We start from the raw sequence: 22,500 nt of genomic DNA, 5'->3' as shown, positions 1-22,500 counted from the left end.
GGCCCGGCGGATCGGCCGCGAACCCGTCTCAGTCACGCGAATCTCCCGATTGTGATGAACCTGCGCGATCCATAGCGCGTCGCGGTCGCGCTTGTCGCGAACGACCTCTCAGGGGCTCTCGGCTGTCTCGAACAGCTTCGGCAGATAGGCCTGATACCAGGCCTTCAGCTCTTCGAGCGCTGGGTGCTCGAGATTGCGGCGCAAGTAGGTTTCGATTCGCGGCAGGTGCTTGAGATAGGCAGGCTTGCCGTCGCGCTTGTCGAGGCGTGCGAAGATCCCGGCAATCTTGGTGTTGCGCTGTGCGCCCAGGATCGCATAGGCGCGAGCGAAGCCGGCGAGATCGAAGCTCTCGTCCGCCGCCCGCCGCGCCGAGCCATAGGCGGCAAGCAGCTTGAGTTCCAGCGCCGCCGGCACGTCGACACGCGCGTCCTGTCCCAGCGAGACCAGATCATAGGCGGGGTGGCCGAGCACGGCGTCCTGGAAATCGATCAGACCGAGCTTGGCGTATCCTTCACGCTTCGGCAGCCAGATCAGGTTGGGGGAGTGGAAGTCGCGAAGCGTCCAGGTCGATGGTGCGGCGAGGATTTCGTCGAACAGCTTGCTCCAGATGCGGCTGAATTCGGCATGAGTCACCGCCGGCAAGGTCACGCCGGCAATATGTGGGGCGTACCATTCGAGCACGAGTTCGGTCTCGATCGAGAGCGCACCCCGATCATAGTCCGGCACGATGTAGTCGCGTCCGTCGGCGACCGGCAGGATCGCCGGCAAGGTGTGGCGATGCATGTCGGCCAACAGGCGTGCGGCGGCCTCATAGCGTTCGGGAATCGGTCCGTTCTCGTCGAGCACGCCTTCGTCACCGAGGTCCTCGATCAGCAGGAGGCCGGTCTCGAGGTCCTGGGCAAAGATGTCGGGGGCCGAATAGGTCAGCGAGCGCAGGCCGCGATCCATGCCGACGAAGGCATCGACCGATTCCGCCAGGTGCGCGATGGCGCTGTAAGGCTTGCCGAGGCGGATCGCGGGGCCGTCCGCGCGCGGCGGCGAAATCATCAGGATGGCGGTTTGTCCATCCGGACGCGTCAGCCGCTCATAGGCGCGGGTCGAGGCGTCGCCGAGCATGAAGTCGCGCTTGGCCTCACCCCATCCGGCAGAGTCGATCAATCGCCGCGCTGCGATCGCGATGGCAAGGCGCGAGCGCCAGAGCACACCGCCCGCGAGACTGGCGATCCGCCCGGTCTCGGGCGCCTTTGGGTCGACGTCGAGCACGATGTCGAGCCGCCGACCGGCAGGCAGCCGCGTACCGGCCCGGTCCGGCCACTCGACCAGCGTGATGATGCGGTCGAGATCCTCGATCAGCCCGATATCATCGAGCTCGTCGGGGGATCGCACCCGGTAGAGATCGGCATGGATCACGCTGCCGCGCAGCGTGTCGTAGCTCTGCACCAGGGTGAAGGTCGGGCTCGGAGCCTCCAGGTCCGGGTTGTCGGCAAGCTCGCGCAGGATAGCGCGCGCCAGCAACGACTTGCCGGCGCCGAGATGGCCGGAGATCGCCACGATATCGCCGGGCTTGAGGATCGCGGCGAGATCGCGGCCGAGCCGCACCGTGGCGGCTTCACCGGCCAGCGTCAGCCGATGCCCGCCTGTCTTCACGGTATCCTCTGTCATTCAGCGGCATCCGAGAGCGGCATGCCTTCCGAGGGAAACACCGCGGTGACCCGCGTGCCCTGCCCTGGCGCAGAATCGAGCTCGACATGGCCACCATGCAGCTCGACGATCGAACGCACGATGGAGAGGCCAAGTCCGACGCCGCGATGCTTGGAGCCGAGAGAATGGCTCTCGAAGCGGTCGAACACCTTGTCCTTGACCTCGGCCGGGATGCCGCGGCCTTCGTCGGCGACGGTGATGCGGACATCGCCGCCGAGGCGTCCGGCCGTGACCCCGATGGTCTGGCCGGGAGCGGAGAAGCCGATCGCGTTCGAGATCAGGTTGAACAGCACCTGCCGCAACCTGCGGCCATCTGCCCTCAAGGGGCCGGTCTGGGGCGCGATATCGACCTTGAGGGTCAGCTTGCTGTCGATCAGGCGGTCGTGCAGGCCGGCCGTCGCCTGGGCAATGGTCTCGGCGACATCGACTTCCTGGAATTCGAGCGCCAAAGCGCCGTTGTCGATCGAGGCGAGGTCGAGAATGTCATTGATGATCGCGAGCAGTGCGCCGGACGAGCGCACGATATGGCCGGTATAGTCGCGTTGTTTCTCGTTGAGCGCACCGATCGTCTCGGCGCCGAGCAATTGCGCGAAGCCGATGATGTTGGTCAGCGGCGAGCGCAGCTCGTAGGAGACGTGGTGGACGAAATCCTCGCGCAGCCGCGAGACCTTCTCCAGGGCTTCGTTCTTTTCGGTCAGGGCACGTTCGACATTCACGCTTGCGGTGACGTCGGCGAAGGTGATCAGCGTCGCTCCGTCCGGCAACGGCGCGGCGGCGCAATCGAGCACGGTGCCGTCACGACGCTCCATCCGGCAGCCATAGTCCTCACGCGCATCGCGCACGCCGGTGATGACGCTCTGCAGCTCCGTCCAGACATCGTCATGCGGATAGAGCGGCCGGCAGAGCCGGACCACCTCGTCGATATGCGGCGTGGCTCCGGCCAGGTCGCCGTGGATCTTCCAGGCCTGGGCGAAGGCGGGGTTGGAGAGCTTGAGCCGGCCGTCCGAACCGAACACCGCGACGCCCTCGCGCAGCGAGTCCAGCGTTTCCCGTTGCGTGCGTGACAGCGCATTGAATCGGGATTCGAGCGTGAAGCGTTCGGTCACGTCATCGAAGAGATAGGTGACGCCGCCTTGCGGGTTGGGGCTCGAGACGACATGGATCGTCCGCCCGTCCGGCAGATACCACCAGTCCTCGCTGGCACGCGGGCTTGTATAGGTGGCCTGCACCGCAGCCTTCCAGCTGCGGTAGTCGCCGAGTTCAGGCAGGCGGCGCTCGGCTCTCAGCCGGTCGAGGATTTCGCTATCGCTGGGCTTGCCTTCGAGGAAGGCGGAGTCGAGCGACCAGAGCGTCTCGAACCCGGAATTGCTGTAGACCAGCCGTTGTGAGGCATCGAACACGGCAACGGCCGTCTTCAGCCGGTCGAGCGTGCGCACATGCGCATCCATCTGGCGCTGCAGGTCGGCGCGAACGGCCTCAAGCTCGCTCATGTCGGTCGCGATGCCGGCAAAGCCGGCCGGCGTCGGCATTTCCAGGATGTCGAGCGTATGCCGCTGGCCGGCTACCACGGCCGGAGCGCGTGTTGCGAACGGGCGCCCTTCGCTGCGCGCCTTGGCTGCGTTCTCCCGTTCATTGCGGTCGAGCAGCTCGAGGCCGCCCTTCACCGCCTCGCTGCCGCCGGCAGCTTCGACCGCGCGGGCATAGGCGGCATTGGCCCAGCTCAGGCGACCGTCGGCATTGCGGGTCCAGACCGGTTGCGGCAGGCCAGCCAGCAAGGTGGAGAGCGCTGCATGATCGGCGGTGACATGCTCAAGTTCGCTTTGCAGCGCCATGACCCGGGCCCGCTCGCCGCTGACCTGGCGGAAACGGATCACCGCACGCCCTGCGACGGGGCGGCCTTCGACATCGATGAACGGGCCGGAGCGACTCCTGAGCGTGAAGCCGAAGGCTTCGCCGCGCTCCTTCAATGCGTCGGTGGCGAGTTCCAGGCGCTTGGCGTCGGCGGGAGGGGCCCAGCTGCCATAGGCAAGGGCCAGCGCAGCGCCGGGCGCGCCGAGAAAGCCGCTGTCGCCCTCGAAGATCGGCTCGGCGTTCTTTCCGTTCCAGCTCACCACGACCTGGGCATCGGAGGCGAGCAGCGCACCCAGGCGTTCCTGGTGGCTGCGGGCCGCTTCCAGTTCGCTCGCGAGCTCTCCTTCACGGCGCTGCCAGCGTCCCCGCTCGCGCACATAGATGATCGAGGTTGTTGCCGCGAAGACCACAAGCCCGGCCAGGACGATCGAAAGGCTGCCGGCACCAAGCGCACCTGCCGGGAGCGGAGCCATGATCTCGGTTTGTGCGAGCGCCGGAAGCGGAATGCTGCCGACGGCGAGGCCTGGGAGCAGTGCGCTGTGGCGCCCCGCATCTCCGTTCCGTCTCTTTCGCCCCGCTCGTCTCATTCTGCTTCCGTCACTTAGTCTGAACCCGACCCTGGCGTTGAACGGCCAAGGTGGAAAGCCGATCGAGGCGCCGCAGCCCGAACCGGACGCACGCACACCACCACACCAACCCGTTTGAGCTTGCTCGACCTCGCGCGAACGCAGCGGGCCCGAATCAGCTCCACTCTAATCACCGGTGGAGTCCGGCAGGAAGTGCTTAATGGCAGGTAAATGCGTGGAAAATCGCGACCGAGTGCCGCCCCAGGCCAAGAAATCAACAAATTGAGCCTGGCTGTAGGGCACTGTCTATTAGTGGTGTCTTCTTGCAATAATGAGAGGTCAGTCAGATGCAAAAAAGCCCGGCGCGAACGCCGGGCTTCTTCAACTTTACGCCTGTTGGCGTGTCAGTAGCGGTAGAGCTCGGGCTTGAACGGGCCGGTCGGGGCCAGGCCCAGATACTTCGCCTGCGCATCGTTGAGCACAGTCAGCTTGGCCCCGACCTTGGCGAGGTGGAGCGCCGCGACCTTCTCGTCGAGATGCTTCGGCAGCGTGTAGACCTTGTTCTCGTACTTGGCGTGGTGGTTCCAGAGCTCGATCTGGGCCAGCGTCTGGTTCGAGAACGAGCAGGACATCACGAAGGACGGGTGGCCGGTGGCGTTGCCGAGATTCACCAGGCGACCTTCCGAGAGCAGGATGATGCGCTTGCCGTTGGGGAACTCGACCTCGTCGACCTGCGGCTTGACGTTGTCCCACTTGAAGTTCTTCAGGCCGGCGACCTGAATCTCCGAGTCGAAATGGCCGATATTGCAGACAATGGCGCGGTGCTTCATGGCGCGCATGTGCTCGACGGTGATGACGTCGAGATTGCCGGTGGCGGTCACGAAGATGTCGGCGCGGGGCGCAGCATCTTCCATGGTCACGACCTCGTAGCCTTCCATCGCCGCCTGCAGCGCGCAGATAGGGTCGATCTCGGTGACGAGCACGCGGCAGCCGGCCTGGCGCAGCGAAGCGGCCGAGCCCTTGCCGACGTCGCCATAGCCGGCGACGACCGCGACCTTGCCCGACATCATCACGTCGGTGCCGCGGCGGATGGCGTCGACCAGCGATTCACGGCAGCCATAGAGGTTGTCGAACTTCGACTTGGTGACGGAGTCGTTGACGTTGATCGCCGGGAAGGGCATGCGGCCGGCCTTGGCCAGCTCGTAGAGGCGGTGCACGCCGGTGGTGGTCTCTTCCGAGACGCCCTTGATCGCGGCGCGGGTCTTGGTGAACCAGCCTGGATTGGCCTTGAGCTCCCGCTTGATCAGCTTGAAGAAGATCGTCTCTTCCTCGTTGCCCGGCTTGTCCAGGAATTCGGCCTTGCCGGCCTCGGCCTCGGCACCGAGGATGATCAGCATGGTCAGGTCGCCGCCATCGTCGAGGATCATGTTCGGCGTGCCGCCGTCACCCCATGTCGCGGTGCGCAGGACGTATTCCCAATACTCCTCCAGCGTCTCGCCCTTGATGGCGAAGACCGGGGTGCCGGTCGCGGCGATCGCGGCGGCGGCATGGTCCTGGGTCGAGAAGATGTTGCAGGACGACCAGCGCACGTCGGCGCCGAGTTCCTTCAGCGTCTCGATCAGCACGGCGGTCTGAATGGTCATGTGCAGGCAGCCGGCGATGCGGGCGCCCTTGAGCGGGGCCTTGCCCTTATGCTCGGCGCGGATCGCCATCAGGCCCGGCATCTCGTCCTGGGCCATGTTGATTTCCTTGCGGCCGTAATCCGCGAGGCTGATGTCCTTGACGACGTAATCGTGCTTCGACACGGGGCTGCTCCAATGGCTTGATCTTGAATGACGCGCGGCTCTCTAGCAGCGACGGCGTCAGAAGGCAATCAAAGATATAAAGATGTCTTTATATGCGCCGGGAATGAGCGCGGCGCGACATGCGCGAACCTCGCCCGTCAGATGCCCGCATCGGGCATTGTCGCGTGCTTGCCATCAGAAGTCAGCAGTCCGGGAAGGGAGGGGACGGTTTGCCACCAGCGCATCTCAGGCCGAGCGCAGCAAAATCCGACCTCAGGCGACCTGGAAGGGAGCGCGGTCGGCGCCTCAGTCTATTCGCCTTCGCCGAACTTGTCGGCGACCAGCGCTTCGAGCGCCTTCAGCGCCTCCTGGGCGTCACGGCCCTTGGCGACGACGGTGATGGTCGAGCCGATGCCGGCGCCGAGCGTCAGGATACCCATGATCGAGGTCGCGCCGACGGTCTCGCCGCAGCGGGTCACGGTAATGTCGGCGTCGAAATTCGAGGCGCACTGCACGAATTTCGCCGTGGCGCGGGCGTGCAGCCCCTTCTTGTTGACGATCGGCAGTTCGCAATAAAGCGCGCCGTTCGGGATCGCCGTTTCCGGGCAATCACAATCGTCTTCGCTGCTGCTCACCTGGCCGCTCATCCTATTTTCCCGCCAGAACCCGGCTGGCTACGGTGATGTATTTTCGGCCGGCATCCTGCGCGCTGGTTACGGCCTCGTCGAGGGTCTTCTCCTCGCGCACGCTGGCGAGCTTGATCAACATCGGCAGGTTGATCCCGGCCACGACGTCGATCCGCCCGGGTTCCATCACCGAGATGGCCAGATTCGAGGGCGTGCCACCGAACATGTCGGTGAGAACGATCACGCCCTTGCCGTTCTCGACGGCTTCGACCGCCGCGATGATGTCGCGTCGACGGGCCTCCATGTCGTCATCGGGGGCGATGGCGATGGTGGCGAGGTTTTGCTGGGGGCCGACGACATGTTCGAGCGCTGAGCGGAACTCGGTCGCCAGATGCCCATGCGTCACAAGGACGAGTCCGATCATTCACTATCGCACCGGAGAGCGCTTGCAGGCGCCCGGACAAGGTCGCGGTTTATGCGGCAGGCGCGCGGGTTAGGCAAGACAGCTGGATTGAATCTTGTCGAAAACAAGGCTCACGCATCTCCCATGAACAGGCGCAGGGCGGTGAGGACAAGCCGCTCGTCACCGGCCCGACCCTTCACGGTCAGCCGCGGCAGGTCGATACCTGCCAGGCGTTCCACCAGCGCTTCCGGCTCAGGCATGCGTTCCGGCTCCTCGCCACTGCAATCGACAATCAGCCGGATCACGACGCCGGGCAAGTAGGGCTCGGGCGTGAGGCCGAGACCGCGTCGCTCGATCAGTCCCTCCAGCGGGGAGACGGGGTAGCCGACCAACCTGCCGCCAGTCGCATTCAGTTCGGTCCGGTCGTCGGCGACCAGGCGCGCAAACAGGCCGTCCTGCCTGGCGAGCGCGATGAGGGCCAGCGCCAGAACCGATTTTCCGGCGCCGGATGGGCCGCGGATGATGATTCCGGCCTCTCCAATCGCAATCGTGCTGGCATGCACGCGTTCGCCGGTTGCGGCCGTGTTGGCATTGTCCATGGCGGCAACTCAGGCGATGTGCTGAACGGCAGGCAGCCGTACGACGAAGCGGGCACCGAGCCGTGGCGGGTCTTCAGCTCCGGTCGAGCGGTCGAGCCGGTTCTCGGCCCGAATGCTGCCGCGATGGGCTTCGACGATCTGGCGTGAGATCGAAAGGCCGAGCCCGGAATTCTGCCCGAAGCCCTCGTCCGGTCGGTCGGTATAGAAGCGCTCGAAGATGCGCTCGATGGCGTGGGGCGGGATGCCCGGCCCGTCATCCTCGACGCTGATCAGCACATCGGGCCCGACGCGCGACAGTATGACGCGCACGGGCTTGTCGGGCTGCGAGAAGGAACGGGCGTTGTCGATGAGATTGACCATGACCTGGCCGAGCCGGGAATCATGGCCCATCACCAGGAAGTCCTGACGTCCGCCAGGGCGCTGCCCGCGCCGCTCGACCGAAAGCTCGATGCCGGGCTGGCCATCCCGACGCGTCTGGTTCTGCAAGCTGACCACGGCTTCCAAGACCTGGGCCATGTCGACGGGGGCGGCATCGTTGCGTGCCAGCTCCGCGTCGAGCCGCGACGCATCCGAAATATCCGAGATCAGGCGGTCGAGGCGCCGGACATCATGCTGGATCACGGCGAGCAGCCGGCCGCGGGAATCGTCGTTTTTCACGCGCGGCAGCGTTTCCACGGCACTGCGCAGTGAGGTGAGCGGGTTCTTGAGCTCATGGGCGACATCGGCGGCGAAGCTCTCGATCGCCTCGATGCGGTTGTAGAGCGCCTTTGTCATGTCGCGCAGCGAGCCTGACAGGTGTCCGATCTCGTCGTGGCGATTGGTGAAATCGGGAATTTCCTCGCGCGACTTCACGCCCTTGCGCACGCGCTGCGCAGCGTCGGCGAGCTTGCGGATCGGCTCGGCGATCGTGCCGGCCAGCAGCACCGACAGCACGATCATCACGCCCGCAGCAACGGCAAAGACCTGGATGATGGCGTAGCGTTCGCCAGCGATGATGCCGTCGATGTCGCCGCCTTGGGTCGAGAGCAGAAGCGCTCCGCGTACGGTCCGGAAGCGCTGGACCGGCACGGCGACGGAGACGATGGTCTGCCCGCGCGTATTGACGCGCACGACACTGGCTGGAACGCCGCTCAAGGCGCGTGCCACCTCCGGATAGGACTTGCCATTGGCATTGGCGAAATCGTCATAGGCCGGCACGTCGGCACGCCCGAGCCGGCTGCGCAGCATGTTCCATGTGCGCTCGAGCAAGGGCGCCTCGTCCTGCTCGCCGAGGCGCGGCAAGTCGAGCCGGAGCACGTCGCCGCGCGAATAGAGATTGCGCGAATCGAGCGTCAGCATCCCGTCCTTGTCATAGACGCGGGCACGGGTCTTGGTCGGCGTCACCAGGCGCCTGAGCAGCGGCGCCACTTTCTCGGGATTGATCGAGAAATCGAGCGGATCGTCGGCAATGCCGGCGCTCTCACCTGCTTGCAGCTGCAGCAACTTATCGGCGTCGATGGTGATCGTGTCGGTCTCGACCGTCGCGGAGGCCGCGATCGAGGCGGCAATGATCTCGCCCTGCGTCAGCAGGCTTTGCACCCGGGACTCGATCAATCCTTCGCGGAACTGATTGAGGTAGAGAAAGCCGAGCAGCAGTGCCACGAGCCCGGCGAGATTGAGGACGACGATGCGACGCGTCAGGCTGGAGGCCGCGCGCGACGAGATGGCGCGCCAGGCATGCCGTCCCGCAAGCGCTACGCGCCGCCGCAGCGCCGGACGGCTGCGGCGGCCTTCGGCGCGGGGTCTGTCCTGTTCAATCGTCGCCATGCGTGATGCGTTCCAATTCCACGAAGGCCGTTAAGTGTCCCTCGGAGCAGGTCAAGGCATCGATCGCGATTCTCACATCTCCTTGAAGCGGTAACCGACACCGTACAGCGTCTCGATCATGTCGAACTCGGCATCGACCTGATTGAACTTCTTGCGCAGCCGCTTGATATGGCTGTCGATGGTGCGGTCGTCGACATAGACCTCGTCGTCATAGGCGGCGTCCATCAGGGCGTTGCGGCTTTTCACCACGCCGGGACGCTGTGCCAGCGACTGCAGGATCAGGAATTCGGTGACGGTCAGCGTGACCGGCTCGCCCTTCCAGGTGCAGGTATGACGCTCCGGGTCCATGCGCAACTGGCCGCGCTCCAGGGCCTTGGCGTCTTCCGGTCGCGCTGGCGCGCTGACATCCTTGGCGCCTGAGCGGCGCAGGATCGCCTTGACGCGCTCGACCAGCAGTCGCTGCGAGAACGGCTTCCGGATGAAGTCATCCGCGCCCATCTTCAGGCCAAAGAGCTCGTCGATCTCCTCGTCCTTCGACGTCAGGAAGATCACCGGCAGGTCGGATTTCTGCCTGAGCCGCCGAAGCAGCTCCATCCCGTCCATGCGTGGCATCTTGATATCGAAGATCGCCAGATCCGGCGGGTTCTGCTTCAGCCCATCAAGCGCCGATGCCCCGTCCGTATAGGTCATGATCCGGTATCCTTCGGCCTCGAGGGCGATGGAGACCGAGGTCAGGATGTTGCGGTCGTCATCGACCAGCGCAATGGTTGGCATGGGCTTTACGTCTCTGGGCCGCGTTGCAATGACGGGTCCACTCTCGCGAGAGAGCGGCCAAACCGTGGCTGCAATCTAGCGGTGCCGTGACGGTTTCGCTACAGCCTAACGCGTTGTTATGCCGAAAGGGTCCGGAGCGGCTGTCGGCGGCTTCGGCTGGTGCGGCTCACCAAGGCCGATTTTTGAGGGTGAGGAGCGTGCGATGTCTGAGGTTCAGGGACAGGCGATCACGCCGCGCGGCGTCGAACTCGGGGGCACGGCGCCGGATTCCTTCGATGCGGTCGCGATGGCGCGCGAGCTGCTGCGCATTGCTCGCACGGCGCCGCTGGCGACCCTTGACCCGGCAAGCGGATTTCCGTTGTCGACTCTCGTGAATGTCGCGACCGATGTCGATGGAACGCCGCTTCTTCTGCTCTCGAAGCTCGCATTGCATACGCGCAATCTCGATGCCGATCCGCGCTGCTCGATCCTGTGCTTTGCGTTGGGGAAGGGCGACCCCATGGCCAACTCGAAGCGCGTCAGCGTGGCCGGGCGTGCCCTGCGCACCGACGATCCGCGGGCGCGGCGCCGGTTCCTGGCGCGTCACCCCAAGTCGAAGCTCTACATTGATTTCCCCGATTTTTCGCTCTTCCGGCTCGAGGTCTCCGGGCTCCATCCCAATGGCGGGTTTGCCCGCGCAGCCGAGATCGCGACAGGTGACGTCCTGCTCGACCTGACGGGGTGCGATGCGCTGATCGAGGCCGAGGACGGCGCCGTCGCACATATGAACGAGGACCATGCGGACGCGCTCGCGCTGTATGCGACGCGGCTGCTGGGTGAGGCGGAGGGGCGCTGGCGGGCGACGGGACTCGACCCCGAAGGGCTTGATCTTGTCTGCGGCGATGCTGCGGCGCGCCTTGTCTTTCCCGAGCGTGTCACCAGCCCGGGGGCGTTGCGTGCCGCGCTGGTGGCGCTGGCCCAGAAGGCCCGAGCTGCGGCCTGATGACGCTGTGCTGGAGGGCTCGGATTATTCAATCGATTTAGGGAAGCTTGTGCCTGCTCAAGTTTCGTCGGTGACTTGAGCCGGCGCCGCCATGCGCTTAAAGAGCGCCGCACTTGATCTCGCCCACGGTGGCGGAAGCACAGTCCGCCATGTCGAAACAAGGCGTCGAAGGGCGCCGTTTGGGAGAATGCCTGTGGAGACCATCGGTCACTTCAACACCGCCTGCGGCGCCGACACATTCGGCTTCCGCAAGCTCAAGGCGGTGCGCTGGAACTTCGAAGCGGCGCGCCTTTACGAGGAGTCGCTGCGGCGCGGCGAGTCCGAGATCGCCCATGGCGGTGCGCTCTGCGCCGATACCGGCAGCCATACCGGCCGGTCTCCGAAGGACAAGTTCGTCGTCAAGGATGCGCTGACGGAAGGAACCGTCTGGTGGGAGAACAACGGCGCGATCACGCCGGCGCAGTTCGAGACCTTGCTCGCTGATTTCATCAGCCACGCCGAAGGCAAGGAACTCTTTGCCCAGGATCTCTATGGCGGCGCCGACCCGGTGCATCGTGTCAAGGCTCGCGTCTTCACGGAGTTCGCCTGGCACTCGCTCTTCATCCGCAACCTGCTCATCCGCCCGGCTCCGGAAGAGATTCCGACCTATGTGCCGGAGATGACGATTGTCGATCTCCCCAGCTTCAAGGCCGATCCCAAGCGCCATGGCTGCCGCAGCGAGACCGTCGTTGCCATCGATTTCACCCGCAAGATCGTGCTGATCGGCGGCTCCGCCTATGCCGGCGAGATGAAGAAATCGGTCTTCACATATCTGAACTACATCCTGCCCACCAAGGGTGTCGTGCCGATGCATTGCTCGGCGAATGTCGGCCGCAATGAAGACCCGGCGATCTTCTTCGGGCTCTCCGGCACCGGCAAGACCACGCTGTCGGCAGACCCTGACCGCACGCTCATCGGCGATGACGAGCATGGCTGGTCGAAGGACGGCATCTTCAATTTCGAGGGTGGCTGCTACGCCAAGACGATCAAGCTCTCGGCCGAGGCCGAGCCGCAGATCTATGCTGCTTCGCAGCGTTTCGGCACCGTGCTCGAAAATGTCGTGCTCGACCCGATCAGCCGCGTTGTGGATTTCGACGACCAGAGCAAGACCGAGAACACCCGCTCGGCCTATCCGCTCGATTTCATCCCGAATGCGTCGCGCACCGGCCGGGCCGGCACGCCCAAGAACATCGTGATGCTGACGGCCGACGCGTTCGGCGTGATGCCGCCGATCGCCAAGCTGACCCCGGCCGAGGCGATGTACCATTTCCTCTCCGGCTACACCGCCAAGGTCGCCGGCACGGAGCGCGGCCTTGTCGGCGTCGAGCCGGAGTTCTCGACCTGCTTCGGCTCGCCCTTCCTGCCGCGTCACCCGTCGGAATACGCCAATCTGCTGCGCGACTTCATCGCCAAGCACCATGTCGATTGCTGGCTGGTGAACACCGGCTGGACCGGCGGCAAGTACGGTACCGGCCGGCGCATGCCGATCCGCGTCACCCGCCGCCTGCTGTCGGCGGCGCTGGACGGCTCGCTCAACCGCGCCGATTTCCGCCGCGATCCTTATTTCGGCTTCGCGGTGCCGACCTCGGTGCCCGGCGTCGAGCCGCACATCCTCTATCCCGTCAAGACCTGGCAGGATAAGGCCGAGTTCGCCGAAACCGCCAAGACGCTCGTCGGCATGTTCCGCGAGAACTTCAAGCGTTTCGAGAGCCATGTCGATGATGCCGTGAAGGCGGCAGCGCCGACCAGTTCGCTCGCGGCGTGACGCCCGAATCGGATTGATGTGTTACGAGAGGCGGCGATGAGCCGCCTCTTTTTGATTCTGCTGAAGCTTCTCACCACCCTCGTCATCGTCGGGGCGGGTCTTTGGGGCGTCGGCCTCCTGCTGTTCCGCCTCAACGGCGCGCTGGCCATCATGGGCGCCATCGGCTTCGGCTTCGCCGCGCTGGCCGGGCTGATCGGGATCTGGACCGGCGCCCTGCGATTGCCGCTGGGCTTCGCGGTCGTGTTCCTCGGCCTGCTCGGCTGGTGGAACAGCATGCTGCCATCCCATGATCGCGACTGGATCCCCGAGCTTGCGCGCCTGCCGGAGATCGCGCGCGAGGGCGACCGCATCACCGTCAGCAATTTGCGTCATTTCCGCTGGCGCACCGAAACCGACTACGATCAGCACTGGGAAACGCGCAGCTTCGACCTGTCGAAGATCGAGGGCGCCGATCTCTTCCTGTCCTACTGGTCCGGCGAAGCGATTGCGCATCTGCTCGTCAGCTTCACCTTCTCAGATTCCCCGCCGCTGACCTTCTCGATCGAGGTTCGGCGCGAGAAGGGCGAGGAATGGTCGTCGCTGGCCGGCTTCTTCCGGACCTATGAGATGGCCTATGTCGCCGCCGACGAGCGCGACATCGTTGGCCTGCGCACCCATGCGCGTGGCGAGGATGTCAGGCTGTTCCGGCTCGCCGCGACCCCGACCCAGGCCCGCGACGTGCTGCTCGCCTATGCCGCCGACATCAACCGGCTGGCGAAGAAGCCGCGCTGGTACAACACGCTGACGACCAATTGCACGACGGTGGTCTACCATCTCGTCGGTTCGGTTGCCCCCGGCTGGACCTTCTCGCTGCCGCTCGATCCGCGCGTGCTGCTCTCCGGCTACCTGCCGGGCTACCTCGCCCGCATCGGTGCGATCCGCTCCGACATGCCGCTCGACGAGTTGATTCGACGCGGGCGCATCAGTGAGCGGGCACGCACACTGTCCCTCGACGATCCCGCGTTTTCGCAGAGGATTCGCGAAGGCGTGCCGACGGGCCGGCCCTAGCGCCTCGCAAGCCATGGGGTGGACGCGCCCGGAGCGCCCCCGACCTCGTCCGTCCGTGAACGGGGGATGGCGGGCGCCCGGCACGGGGCCGAGCTGCCGCACAAGGCTGCCGCTACCTGAAGAAGATCACCGTCTGCAGCAGGAAGAGCGGGATCAGGATCGCGCCTGACCACATCATGTAGCCGAAGAAGCTCGGCATATTGACCTTCCGATCCTTGGCGATGGCGTAGACCATGAAGTTCGGCGCGTTGCCAATATAACTGTTGGCGCCCATGAAGACCGCGCCGGCCGAGATCGCGGTCAGCGTCAGTGCACCGGTTGTCATCAGGGCTTTCGCGTCGCCGCCGGCGAGTTCGAAGAAGACCAGATAGGTCGGGGCATTGTCGAGGAAGGACGAGAGGATGCCGGTCAGCCAGAAATAGGCGACGTTGTTCGGCGTTCCGTCCGCATGCGTCACCAGCGCGACGAGCGGTGCGAACGCCCCGTCCTTGCCGGCCTGCAGCATCGCCAGCACCGGGATGATGCAGACGAAGATGCCGGCAAAGAGCTTGGCGACCTCCTTGATCGGCCCCCAGCTGAATTCATTGCCGGCCCGCACCGGCTTCGGCGTCAGTACCAGCGAGAGACCCGCGAGGCTGAGCAGGATCGCGTCGCGCACCACATTCTGCAGCTCGACATGAACGCCATGGATGTCGAAGACAGTGCCGGGCTTCCAGTTCGCCGACATCAGGATGGCGAGGATGACGCCGCCGAGCAGAGCGATATTGACCTTGCCGAAGAGCTTGATGGCACGGTCCGGCGTCGGATCCTTGAGGGCTGGAGCCCCCTTTTCCTTGCTGAAGAAATAGCTGTCGAGCGCGAAGAACAGCGCGAGCAGCACAGCGACCGCAAAGCTGGTTTCCGGCAGGAGGTGCTGGGTCGTCCAGAAGAAGCTGACGCCGCGCAGGAAGCCGAGAAAGAGTGGCGGATCTCCGAGCGGGGTCAGCGAGCCGCCGATATTCGAGACCAGGAAGATGAAGAACACGACGACATGGACGTTGTGGCGGCGGTCGTCGTTGGCGCGCAGCAGCGGCCGGATCATGATGATCGAGGCGCCCGTCGTGCCGACCACGCTCGCCATCGTGGTCCCGATCGCCAGCAGAGCCGTATTGGTCGCTGGCGTACCGCGCAGATTCCCGGTGATCAGGATGCCGCCGGCAATGGTGAAGAGCGCGAAGAGCAGGATGATGAAGGGGATATATTCGAGCAGCGCGGTGTGAAGCAGTGATCCGAGCGCCGGATCGAAGCCACGGAAGAGGACCAGAGGCACCAGCACGAGCGCTGCCCAGAAGGCTGCGAACTTGCCGTAATTGAGCTCCCAGACATGCGGAAACAGGATCGGTCCGAGGGCGATCGAGAGCAGCATGCCGGCAAAGGGAAGAGCCCAGGCCGCACCGAGCGTCGCCCCGCCGATATCGCCCGCCGCGAATGTGAGGCTGGGAACCAGGCACAGCGCCAAGGCTGCACCCGCAAGCGAAATCACTGACTTCAAGGACCCGCTCCCCAATCCCGATATCGAGCGGTTTCCGTCATCGCCCGGTTGGGTTGTCGCGTAAAGCCTGATCGGAGGGCTAGCAACCTCACGGCGAAATGGCATAGCTGCGCAATCCTGCCGATAGGGCGTGATTCAGATGGGGCCTCGACGATGCAACCGGCTTTCTCCGCACTGTTCGGCCTGGGCCTTCTGGCGGCGTCTTCAGCTTCAGCCTTCGCCCAGGTCGCGGTCGAGGAGATCAAGGCCCAGCTCTTCCTCGAGCGCACCGGCAGGCTCTCGGAGAATCTGGTCGGTACGAAGAAGGCGCTCCACAATGCAGTGATCGGCGAGGGCGAAGCCGGCGAGCCGGCCGATGCGCTGCTGGTGACGCTTTCCTTCACCGGCGCGAAGAACACCAAATCCTCGGACAAGATCGCGCGCGACCTCGCCTCGCTCACCGTCAGGCAGAAGGCGAAGACCGGCGAGAGGATCCTGCTCAGGCGCGTCTATGGCGGGTTCCTCTTTGGCGAAGAGGGGCGCATCCACAAGGCCTTCCTGCTCGACAGCGCCACCTGCGCTCCGCTCGAGATCGAGGTGAAGGTCGGTCGGAGCCGCAAGGAAGCGAAGCTGGATTTCTCCTGCAGCGAGTAGGGTGCGGGGAAGATTTGTTATGTCACGGTTCATTCTCGTGGAATAATCTCCTCAATGCGGCGTCCCGCCCGCAGCCTGATTCGGGACCGACCATGTGCCGTTTCCTCGCCTATTCCGGCGTTCCGGTCTTTCTTGAGGATTTCGTCGCCTCGCCCTGCCATTCGCTGATTCACCAGTCGCTCCATGCCGAGGAGAGCAAGACCGGCACGAATGGCGACGGGTTTGGCGTCGGTTGGTATGGCGAGAAGCCGGAGCCCGGGCAGTATCGCGAGGTCCGTCCGGCCTGGTCCGACGAGAACCTGCTCTCGATCGCCCGTCAGGTGCGCTCGCATCTCTTCTTCGCCCATGTGCGCGCTGCGACCGGTACGGCGACGACGCGGGCCAATTGCCATCCCTTCGTCCATGGCCGGCATCTCTTCATGCATAACGGCCAGATCGGCGGCTACGCCCTGATCCGCCGCAAGCTCGAGAGCCTGATTCCCGATTCGCTCTATGCCGCCCGTGTCGGCACGACGGATTCGGAGGCGATCTTCCTGCTGGCGCTCGCCCGCATGGCGGACGGCTATTCGCCCGGCGAAGCGCTGGCCTGGACCTTGGGCGAGGCGCTGGCCCTGATGCAGGCGGCCGGCATTCGCGAGCCCTTGCGCTGCGCCGCCGCGCTCGCCGATGGCGAGACGATCCACGCCGTGCGCTGGTCTTCCGATACGCGGCCGCCGACGCTCTATATCTGCAACCGCAGCGACAGCATCGTCGTCGCGTCCGAGCCGGTCGATGCCGCGCGCGACTGCTGGCAGGCGCTCGGATGCAATTCGATGGTGTCTGTAAAATCAGGCGCGATCACGGTCAGCCCCTTCGAGGTCGGGCTTCGGCAGGCAGCCTGAGTCCGCCATCGCTTGCGTCCGCGCGCCGGCTGCGTCACATCGCGCCATGCGCGATTTCGATACCCCGCTTCCGATCGATGCCGTCCTGGGCGATCTCGCCGCGGCGCTCCGTGCCGGCCCGAATGTGGTGCTGGTCGCTCCTCCCGGCGCCGGCAAGACCACGCGTGTCCCGCTCGCCCTGCTCGACGAGCCCTGGGCGACCGGCGGTAAGCTGATCATCCTCGAACCGCGCCGGCTCGCGGCTCGCGGTGCTGCCGGCCGCATGGCGCAGACGCTGGGGGAGCGCGTTGGCGACACGGTTGGCCTGCGTGTCCGGCTCGGATCGAAGATCGGGCCGAAGACGCGGATCGAGGTCGTCACCGAGGGGGTCTTCGCCCGGATGATCCTCGACGATCCGGCGCTCGACGGCATCGCCGCCGTGCTCTTTGACGAATTCCACGAACGCTCCCTCGATGCCGATTTCGGTCTCGCCCTGGCGCTCGACGCGCAAGGCGGATTGCGCGAGGACCTGCGCATCCTGGTGATGTCGGCCACCCTGGACGGCGCGCGGGTCGCAAAGCTGCTCGGCGCCGCGCCGGTCATCGAATCGCAGGGCCGGGCCTATCCTGTCGAGACGCGCTATCGCGGCCGGGATCCGCTGAAGCGGATCGAGGACCAGGTCACCGAGGCCGTGCAGCAGGCCCTGAACGAGCAATCGGGTTCGCTCCTCGTCTTCCTGCCGGGACAGGGCGAGATCAGGCGGGTCGAGGAGCGGCTGCGCGAACGGGTGCGCGATCCCGCGGTCGAGATCGCGCCGCTCTATGGCGCGCTCGATCAGGCCGAGCAGGATCGCGCCGTGCTGCCGACGCCGGCCGGACGTCGCAAGATCGTGCTGGCGACCTCGATCGCCGAGACCTCGCTCACCATCGAGGGGGTGCGCGTGGTGGTCGATTCGGGCCTCGCGCGCGTCCCCGTCTACGAGCCCGATATCGGCGTGACCCGGCTCGAGACCCGCCGGGTCAGCCGCGCTGCGGCCGACCAGCGCCGCGGCCGCGCCGGCCGCACCGAACCGGGCGTGTGCTACCGCCTCTGGGAGGAGGCTGGCACTGGCGCCCTGGAAGCCTTCGCCCGGCCTGAAATCCTCTCTGCGGATCTCGCGCCGCTGCTGCTTGATTGCGCCGCCTGGGGCGTCGCCGATCCGACATCGCTCGCCTTTCTCGACCAGCCGCCGGCGCCTGCCCTGAAGGAGGCGCGGGCGCTGCTGCTCAATCTTGGCGCACTCGCCGATGACGGCCGCATCACCGCCGATGGCCGGGCCTTGCAGGCATTGCCGCTGCCGCCACGCCTCGCGCGCATGGTCGTCGTTGCCGCGCGCTTCGGTCAGGCCAGGGCGGCGGCGGAACTGGCGGCGCTGCTGGTCGAGCGGGGGCTCGGCGGAGATGCGACGGATCTCGCCGAGCGGGCCGAGCGCTTCGGGCGGGAGCGCGGTGGTCGTGCCGCCGATATGCGCCGCCTCGCGGAGGGCTGGGCCCGGTTGGCGGAGAAGGCGAGCCCGCCCGGGTGCGACGCGACGGGCTCCATCGGCTTCCTGCTCGCGCTCGCCTATCCCGATCGAATCGCCAGGCTACGCGCAGCGGGCTCGGGCCAGTATCTCCTGGCCAATGGCCGCGGTGCGGCGCTTGAGCCGACGCAGCGCCTCGCCCGCGAGCCCTGGATCGTCGTGGCCGACATGACGGGCACAGCGCAACAGGCCCGAATCCTTGGGGGTGCCGCAATCGGTGAAGACGAAGTCCTTCGTCAGGCCGCCGAAGGCCTGGCGTCCTTCGGCCTGGAGGAGCGGACGGAAACGATCTTCGACCGCAATGCCCGCGCTCTGCGTGCGCGTGCGGTCAGGCGCTATGGCGCCATCAGCCTGTCGGAGCGCCCGCTTGCAGTGGAGGCAACGTCGGAGAACGCTGCGACCCTGGCGATTGGTGTGGCGACGTTGGGCATTGGGTTGCTGCCATGGACGAAGGCACAGCAGCAATTGCGGGAGCGGACCGCCTTCCTGCGTCAGGCCGCAATCGGCACAGAAGGCGAGAATCCCTGGCCCGACCTGTCCGATGCCGGGCTCGCAGCCGAGCCGGAACTCTGGCTTGCGCCCCATATCGAGGGGCGAACCTCGCTCGCCGCGATTGCGCCGGCCGACCTCGATGCGGCGCTGGCCAGCCTGCTGCCCTGGGATCTGAAACGCCGGCTCGATGCCGAGGCGCCGACGCATTTCGTTGCACCGACCGGTTCCCATCTCGCCGTGGATTATGCGGCCGAGGCGGGACCGACGATCTCGGTGCGCGTGCAGGAGCTTTACGGGCTTGCCCAGCACCCCTCGCTCGCGGCCGGCCGCGTGCCGCTCGTCCTGGAGCTGCTGTCGCCGGCGCATCGACCGATCCAGGTGACCCGCGACCTGCCGGGTTTCTGGCGCGGCTCCTGGGCCGCGGTGAAGGCCGACATGAAGGGCCGCTATCCCCGCCATCTCTGGCCGGACGATCCAGCCGCAGCGCTGCCGACGACGCGAGCGAAGCCGCGCGGCACCTGAGGCCGCCTCAATTCCCCATCCGGTCGCGCCACTGCCTCTCGCCCGAGAGGCAGGACACGCGCGGCTCCTTCGCCTGCGCCTTCTGGATGGTGGCCTCGGCAGCCGGGACCTCGGCAATCTCGCGCACAAGCTTGGTCCGGGTCGCATCGACGAACTGGTGACGTTCGCGGATCGGGATCACGAAGGCGCCGACGCCGGTGACGACACAGTCTTCGTAATAGACGTCGAGATTGTCGATATCGAAATAGCTCGCCTGCTTCAGCATCACCGGCAGGCCGTTGATGCTGATGCCCTTGTCGCGGGCATCGTCGCGCGCCGCGGTAACGGGGCGCCCGTCATTGTTGGCGCCGTCGCCCGAGATGTCGATCACGCGGCGCATCGCTGTGACATTGGCCTGATCGAGCAACTGCATGCCGAGATCGATCGCGCCCGAAATCGACGTCCGCCGGCCGCGCCGTGTCTGAGCCTCGCCCAGCTCCTCGGCAAAGGCGATGGCCGATTGTGGCGTGTCGATGACCGTCCAGGGCTTGACGATATGCTGGAAATTGCCGCCGGCCCATTCGAAATAGGTCACGGCGATCTTGCCGAGCGCGCCCTTGGCGATGGCGTCGTGCAGCTGTTTCGAGCGAAAGGCCTCGATATAGCCGCCGCGCTGCAGCGCGAGCTCGTCGAGATCCATCGAATAGGAAATGTCGACCGCCAGCACGAGGGCGAGATCGACCTCGTCGGGCGGGGCGGCCGCCGGCTGGGCATTCGGCGCCGTGCCCGTCCAGAAGCCGGCCGCCGCAAGACTCAAGAGACCGAACAGCCCATGCCGCATCGCCACCTCCGCCATCAGGGCGCGGCGGAAGTGTGCACCTCGTTTCGGCTCTCGCCAAGAATGATTTATCGGCAGGCTCAGCCCGCGCGGCGGGCATCCACGATGGCGATCGCGGCCGCGACCGCCTCCTCGACCGTGAGCGCCGAGGTGTCGAGGATATCCGCGTCCTCAGCTGCCTTCAGCGGGGCATCGCTGCGGCCGGAATCGCGGGCATCGCGACGCCTGATATCGGCCAGGATGCCCTCGAAGGAGGCAAGCTCGCCGCGTCCGGCCAATTCCTTGTGGCGCCGGGCCGCCCGCACCTCCGGCGTCGCGGTGACGAAGAGCTTGGCCGGAGCCTCGGGGCAGATCACCGTGCCGATATCGCGCCCGTCGAGAACGGCCCCGCCCGGCTGCCCGGCGAAGCGGCGCTGACGGTCGATCAGCCCCTTGCGGACCGCCGGCATCGCCGCAACGACCGATGCGGCCTCGCCGATCTCGCGGCCACGCAGGCTGTCCTCGGCGAAGGCCTTTTCATCGAATGTCGAGACGATCGCTGCAGCGGCCTCGTCATCGTGGATATCCTTGCCCACGTCCCGCATCGCGCGGGCCACCATGCGATAGAGCAGGCCGGTATCGAGATAGGGCAGGCCGTAATGGGCCGCGAGCCGCCGCGCCAGCGTACCCTTGCCCGAGGCGGCAGGACCATCCACGGCGATGACCAGGCGCTTGCGCATCGCGGCAGGGCTCATGCGATCTCAGCGCCCAGCCCGTTCATCAGGCTGATGAAGGTCGGGAAACTGGTCGCGATCATCGCACCGTCATCGACCTGCATCGGTTTCTGCGTCGCCAGCCCCATGACGAGGAAGCTCATGGCGATGCGGTGATCGAGATGGGTTGCGGCCGTGCCGCCCCCCGTGACCTTGCCGTTTCCGCCCTCGACGACGAGGTCGTCGCCTTCGATCCGGCAGGTCACGCCCGCGGCCTTCAGCCCGGCCTCGACAGCGGCGAGCCGGTCCGATTCCTTGACGCGCAGCTCCTGAAGCCCCCGCATCCGGGTCGTGCCGCTGGCAAAGGACGCGGCGACCGCGAGGACCGGATACTCGTCGATCATCGATGGCGCGCGCTCCGGCGGCACCTCGACGCCCGTGAGGGCGCCGGAGCGGACGCGCAGCGTCGCTACCGTCTCGCCGCCCTCATTGGCTTCGCTCTCGACCGTGATGTCGGCCCCCATCTCGCGCAGCGTGGTCAGCAGCCCGCTGCGGAGCGGATTGGTCATGACGCTCTCGATCAGGATGTCGGAGCCCGGCACGATCAGCGCTGCGACCAGCGGGAAGGCGGCGGAGGACGGGTCGGCGGGCACCACGATCGGCGCCGCCTGCAATTCGGGCTGGCCCGTCAGCACGATACGGCGGCCATGGGCCCCCTCGGGGGTCACCCGCACCTCGGCACCGAAATGCGCCAGCATCTTTTCGGTATGGTCGCGCGTCGCTTCGGTCTCGATCACCGTGGTCTCGCCCGGGGCGGCGAGGCCGGCGAGCAGCACGGCCGACTTGATCTGCGCCGAGGCGACGGGTGTGCGATAGGTGATCGGCAGCGCCTCCTTCGGCCCGCGGATCGTCAACGGCACGCGCCCGCCCTCTTCCTGCGACAGGATGGTGGCGCCCATCAGTTCGAGCGGATCGAGGATACGCCGCATCGGCCGCTTCCTGAGCGAGGCGTCGCCGTCGAAGGTGGTGGTGATCGGGTGCGCGCCGCAAACGCCCATCATCAGGCGAGAGCCGGTGCCGGCATTGCCGAAATCGAGCAGGCCGGCCGGCTCCCTCAGCCCGCCGACGCCGACGCCCTGGACGCGCCAGGCGCCGGGGCCGTCATGATGCACGATGGCGCCCAGCGCCCGGGCCGCGTCGGCTGTGCGCAGCACGTCCTCGCCTTCGAGCAGGCCGGTGACCTTGGTCTCGCCGATGGCGAGCAAGCCGAAGATCATCGCGCGATGCGAGATCGACTTGTCGCCGGGAACCCGGACACGGCCGGAGAGCGGGCCGGAGGCCCGGGCGGTGACGGGAGTTGGGTGCTGCGCGTGGGCCACGTCGATCGTCTCTGGCTGCTTGATCTTGGACGCTGGCTGCCTAGCATGGCCACCCGTCGCGCGCCACGCG

18 protein-coding genes are annotated in these 22,500 nt (G+C 66.2%); 6 read left to right on the top strand and 12 right to left on the bottom strand.

What is annotated here, in order from left to right; genetic code table 11:
- Window positions 1–108: 108 nt before the first annotated feature.
- The 8 genes from tsaE to AC1DW9_RS06785 all read right to left on the bottom strand — a co-directional run bounded on the left by tsaE (window position 109) and on the right by AC1DW9_RS06785 (window position 10,110).
- The gene (gene tsaE, locus AC1DW9_RS06820) at window positions 109–1,662 is read right to left on the bottom strand and encodes a tRNA (adenosine(37)-N6)-threonylcarbamoyltransferase complex ATPase subunit type 1 TsaE (RefSeq protein WP_476775110.1); all 1,554 of its coding nucleotides are present in this window, start codon (window positions 1,660–1,662) and stop codon (window positions 109–111) included.
- Window positions 1,659–4,025 carry a sensor histidine kinase gene (locus AC1DW9_RS06815; RefSeq protein WP_441491986.1) on the bottom strand — a complete coding sequence of 789 codons (2,367 nt, stop codon included), beginning with the start codon at window positions 4,023–4,025 and terminating at the stop codon, window positions 1,659–1,661. Before AC1DW9_RS06815 ends, tsaE begins: the two co-directional genes overlap by 4 nt.
- Window positions 4,026–4,522: 497 nt before the next feature.
- Window positions 4,523–5,923, bottom strand: coding sequence for an adenosylhomocysteinase (gene ahcY, locus AC1DW9_RS06810; protein ID WP_476775109.1), 1,401 nt, complete (start codon window positions 5,921–5,923; stop codon window positions 4,523–4,525).
- 290 nt (window positions 5,924–6,213) lie between these two features.
- Complete coding sequence (locus AC1DW9_RS06805; protein ID WP_069878534.1) at window positions 6,214–6,549, bottom strand: HPr family phosphocarrier protein; 336 nt, start codon at window positions 6,547–6,549, stop codon at window positions 6,214–6,216.
- A 1-nt stretch (window position 6,550) separates the two neighbouring features.
- A complete protein-coding gene (locus tag AC1DW9_RS06800; protein WP_043234821.1) occupies window positions 6,551–6,952 on the bottom strand; it encodes a PTS sugar transporter subunit IIA in 402 nt (133 codons plus the stop codon).
- Between the two features lie 110 nt (window positions 6,953–7,062).
- The gene (locus AC1DW9_RS06795; RefSeq protein ID WP_441491985.1) at window positions 7,063–7,530 is read right to left on the bottom strand and encodes a hypothetical protein; all 468 of its coding nucleotides are present in this window, start codon (window positions 7,528–7,530) and stop codon (window positions 7,063–7,065) included.
- 9 nt (window positions 7,531–7,539) lie between these two features.
- Window positions 7,540–9,336 carry a stimulus-sensing domain-containing protein gene (locus tag AC1DW9_RS06790; RefSeq protein WP_441491984.1) on the bottom strand — a complete coding sequence of 599 codons (1,797 nt, stop codon included), beginning with the start codon at window positions 9,334–9,336 and terminating at the stop codon, window positions 7,540–7,542.
- 72 nt (window positions 9,337–9,408) lie between these two features.
- On the bottom strand, window positions 9,409–10,110 hold the full coding sequence (locus AC1DW9_RS06785; protein ID WP_069878531.1) for a response regulator transcription factor: 702 nt from the start codon (window positions 10,108–10,110) through the stop codon (window positions 9,409–9,411).
- A 202-nt stretch (window positions 10,111–10,312) separates the two neighbouring features.
- Between AC1DW9_RS06785 and AC1DW9_RS06780 the strand changes: the two genes are divergently transcribed.
- The 3 genes from AC1DW9_RS06780 (at window position 10,313) to AC1DW9_RS06770 (ending at window position 13,943) form a co-directional block, all read left to right on the top strand.
- Entirely contained in the window at window positions 10,313–11,092 is a 780-nt protein-coding gene (locus AC1DW9_RS06780; RefSeq protein ID WP_141740036.1) for a HugZ family pyridoxamine 5'-phosphate oxidase, read from the top strand.
- 193 nt (window positions 11,093–11,285) lie between these two features.
- Window positions 11,286–12,896: a phosphoenolpyruvate carboxykinase gene (locus AC1DW9_RS06775; protein WP_441492058.1), complete on the top strand. Its 1,611-nt coding sequence runs from the start codon at window positions 11,286–11,288 to the stop codon at window positions 12,894–12,896.
- Between the two features lie 36 nt (window positions 12,897–12,932).
- Window positions 12,933–13,943 carry an Lnb N-terminal periplasmic domain-containing protein gene (locus tag AC1DW9_RS06770; protein WP_476767756.1) on the top strand — a complete coding sequence of 337 codons (1,011 nt, stop codon included), beginning with the start codon at window positions 12,933–12,935 and terminating at the stop codon, window positions 13,941–13,943.
- 112 nt (window positions 13,944–14,055) lie between these two features.
- Here AC1DW9_RS06770 and AC1DW9_RS06765 read toward each other — a convergent pair whose 3' ends face one another.
- Window positions 14,056–15,474, bottom strand: coding sequence for a sodium:proton antiporter (locus AC1DW9_RS06765; RefSeq protein WP_476775108.1), 1,419 nt, complete (start codon window positions 15,472–15,474; stop codon window positions 14,056–14,058).
- A gap of 153 nt (window positions 15,475–15,627) precedes the next feature.
- Here AC1DW9_RS06765 and AC1DW9_RS06760 point away from each other — a divergent pair, with 153 nt between their 5' ends.
- The 3 genes from AC1DW9_RS06760 (at window position 15,628) to hrpB (ending at window position 19,542) form a co-directional block, all read left to right on the top strand.
- Window positions 15,628–16,107, top strand: a complete 480-nt coding sequence (locus AC1DW9_RS06760) for a hypothetical protein (RefSeq protein ID WP_441491981.1) — start codon at window positions 15,628–15,630, stop codon at window positions 16,105–16,107.
- A gap of 92 nt (window positions 16,108–16,199) precedes the next feature.
- On the top strand, window positions 16,200–16,988 hold the full coding sequence (locus tag AC1DW9_RS06755) for a class II glutamine amidotransferase (protein ID WP_441491980.1): 789 nt from the start codon (window positions 16,200–16,202) through the stop codon (window positions 16,986–16,988).
- A gap of 46 nt (window positions 16,989–17,034) precedes the next feature.
- On the top strand, window positions 17,035–19,542 hold the full coding sequence (hrpB, locus tag AC1DW9_RS06750; RefSeq protein ID WP_476775107.1) for an ATP-dependent helicase HrpB: 2,508 nt from the start codon (window positions 17,035–17,037) through the stop codon (window positions 19,540–19,542).
- A 7-nt stretch (window positions 19,543–19,549) separates the two neighbouring features.
- Here the strand turns inward: hrpB and AC1DW9_RS06745 are convergent, their stop codons facing one another.
- The 3 genes from AC1DW9_RS06745 to aroA form a co-directional block, all read right to left on the bottom strand.
- Complete coding sequence (locus AC1DW9_RS06745) at window positions 19,550–20,362, bottom strand: DUF1194 domain-containing protein (RefSeq protein WP_476853301.1); 813 nt, start codon at window positions 20,360–20,362, stop codon at window positions 19,550–19,552.
- Window positions 20,363–20,439: 77 nt separating this feature from the next.
- The gene (cmk, locus tag AC1DW9_RS06740; protein ID WP_441505121.1) at window positions 20,440–21,066 is read right to left on the bottom strand and encodes a (d)CMP kinase; all 627 of its coding nucleotides are present in this window, start codon (window positions 21,064–21,066) and stop codon (window positions 20,440–20,442) included.
- A 23-nt stretch (window positions 21,067–21,089) separates the two neighbouring features.
- Entirely contained in the window at window positions 21,090–22,430 is a 1,341-nt protein-coding gene (gene aroA, locus AC1DW9_RS06735) for a 3-phosphoshikimate 1-carboxyvinyltransferase (RefSeq protein ID WP_441491977.1), read from the bottom strand.
- Between the last annotated feature and the right edge of the window lie 70 nt (window positions 22,431–22,500).

Source organism: Allobosea sp. P4_E12 (assembly GCF_056401655.1).
Note: the sequence above shows the minus strand (reverse complement) of the source record. Positions and strands in the feature narration are given on the sequence as shown.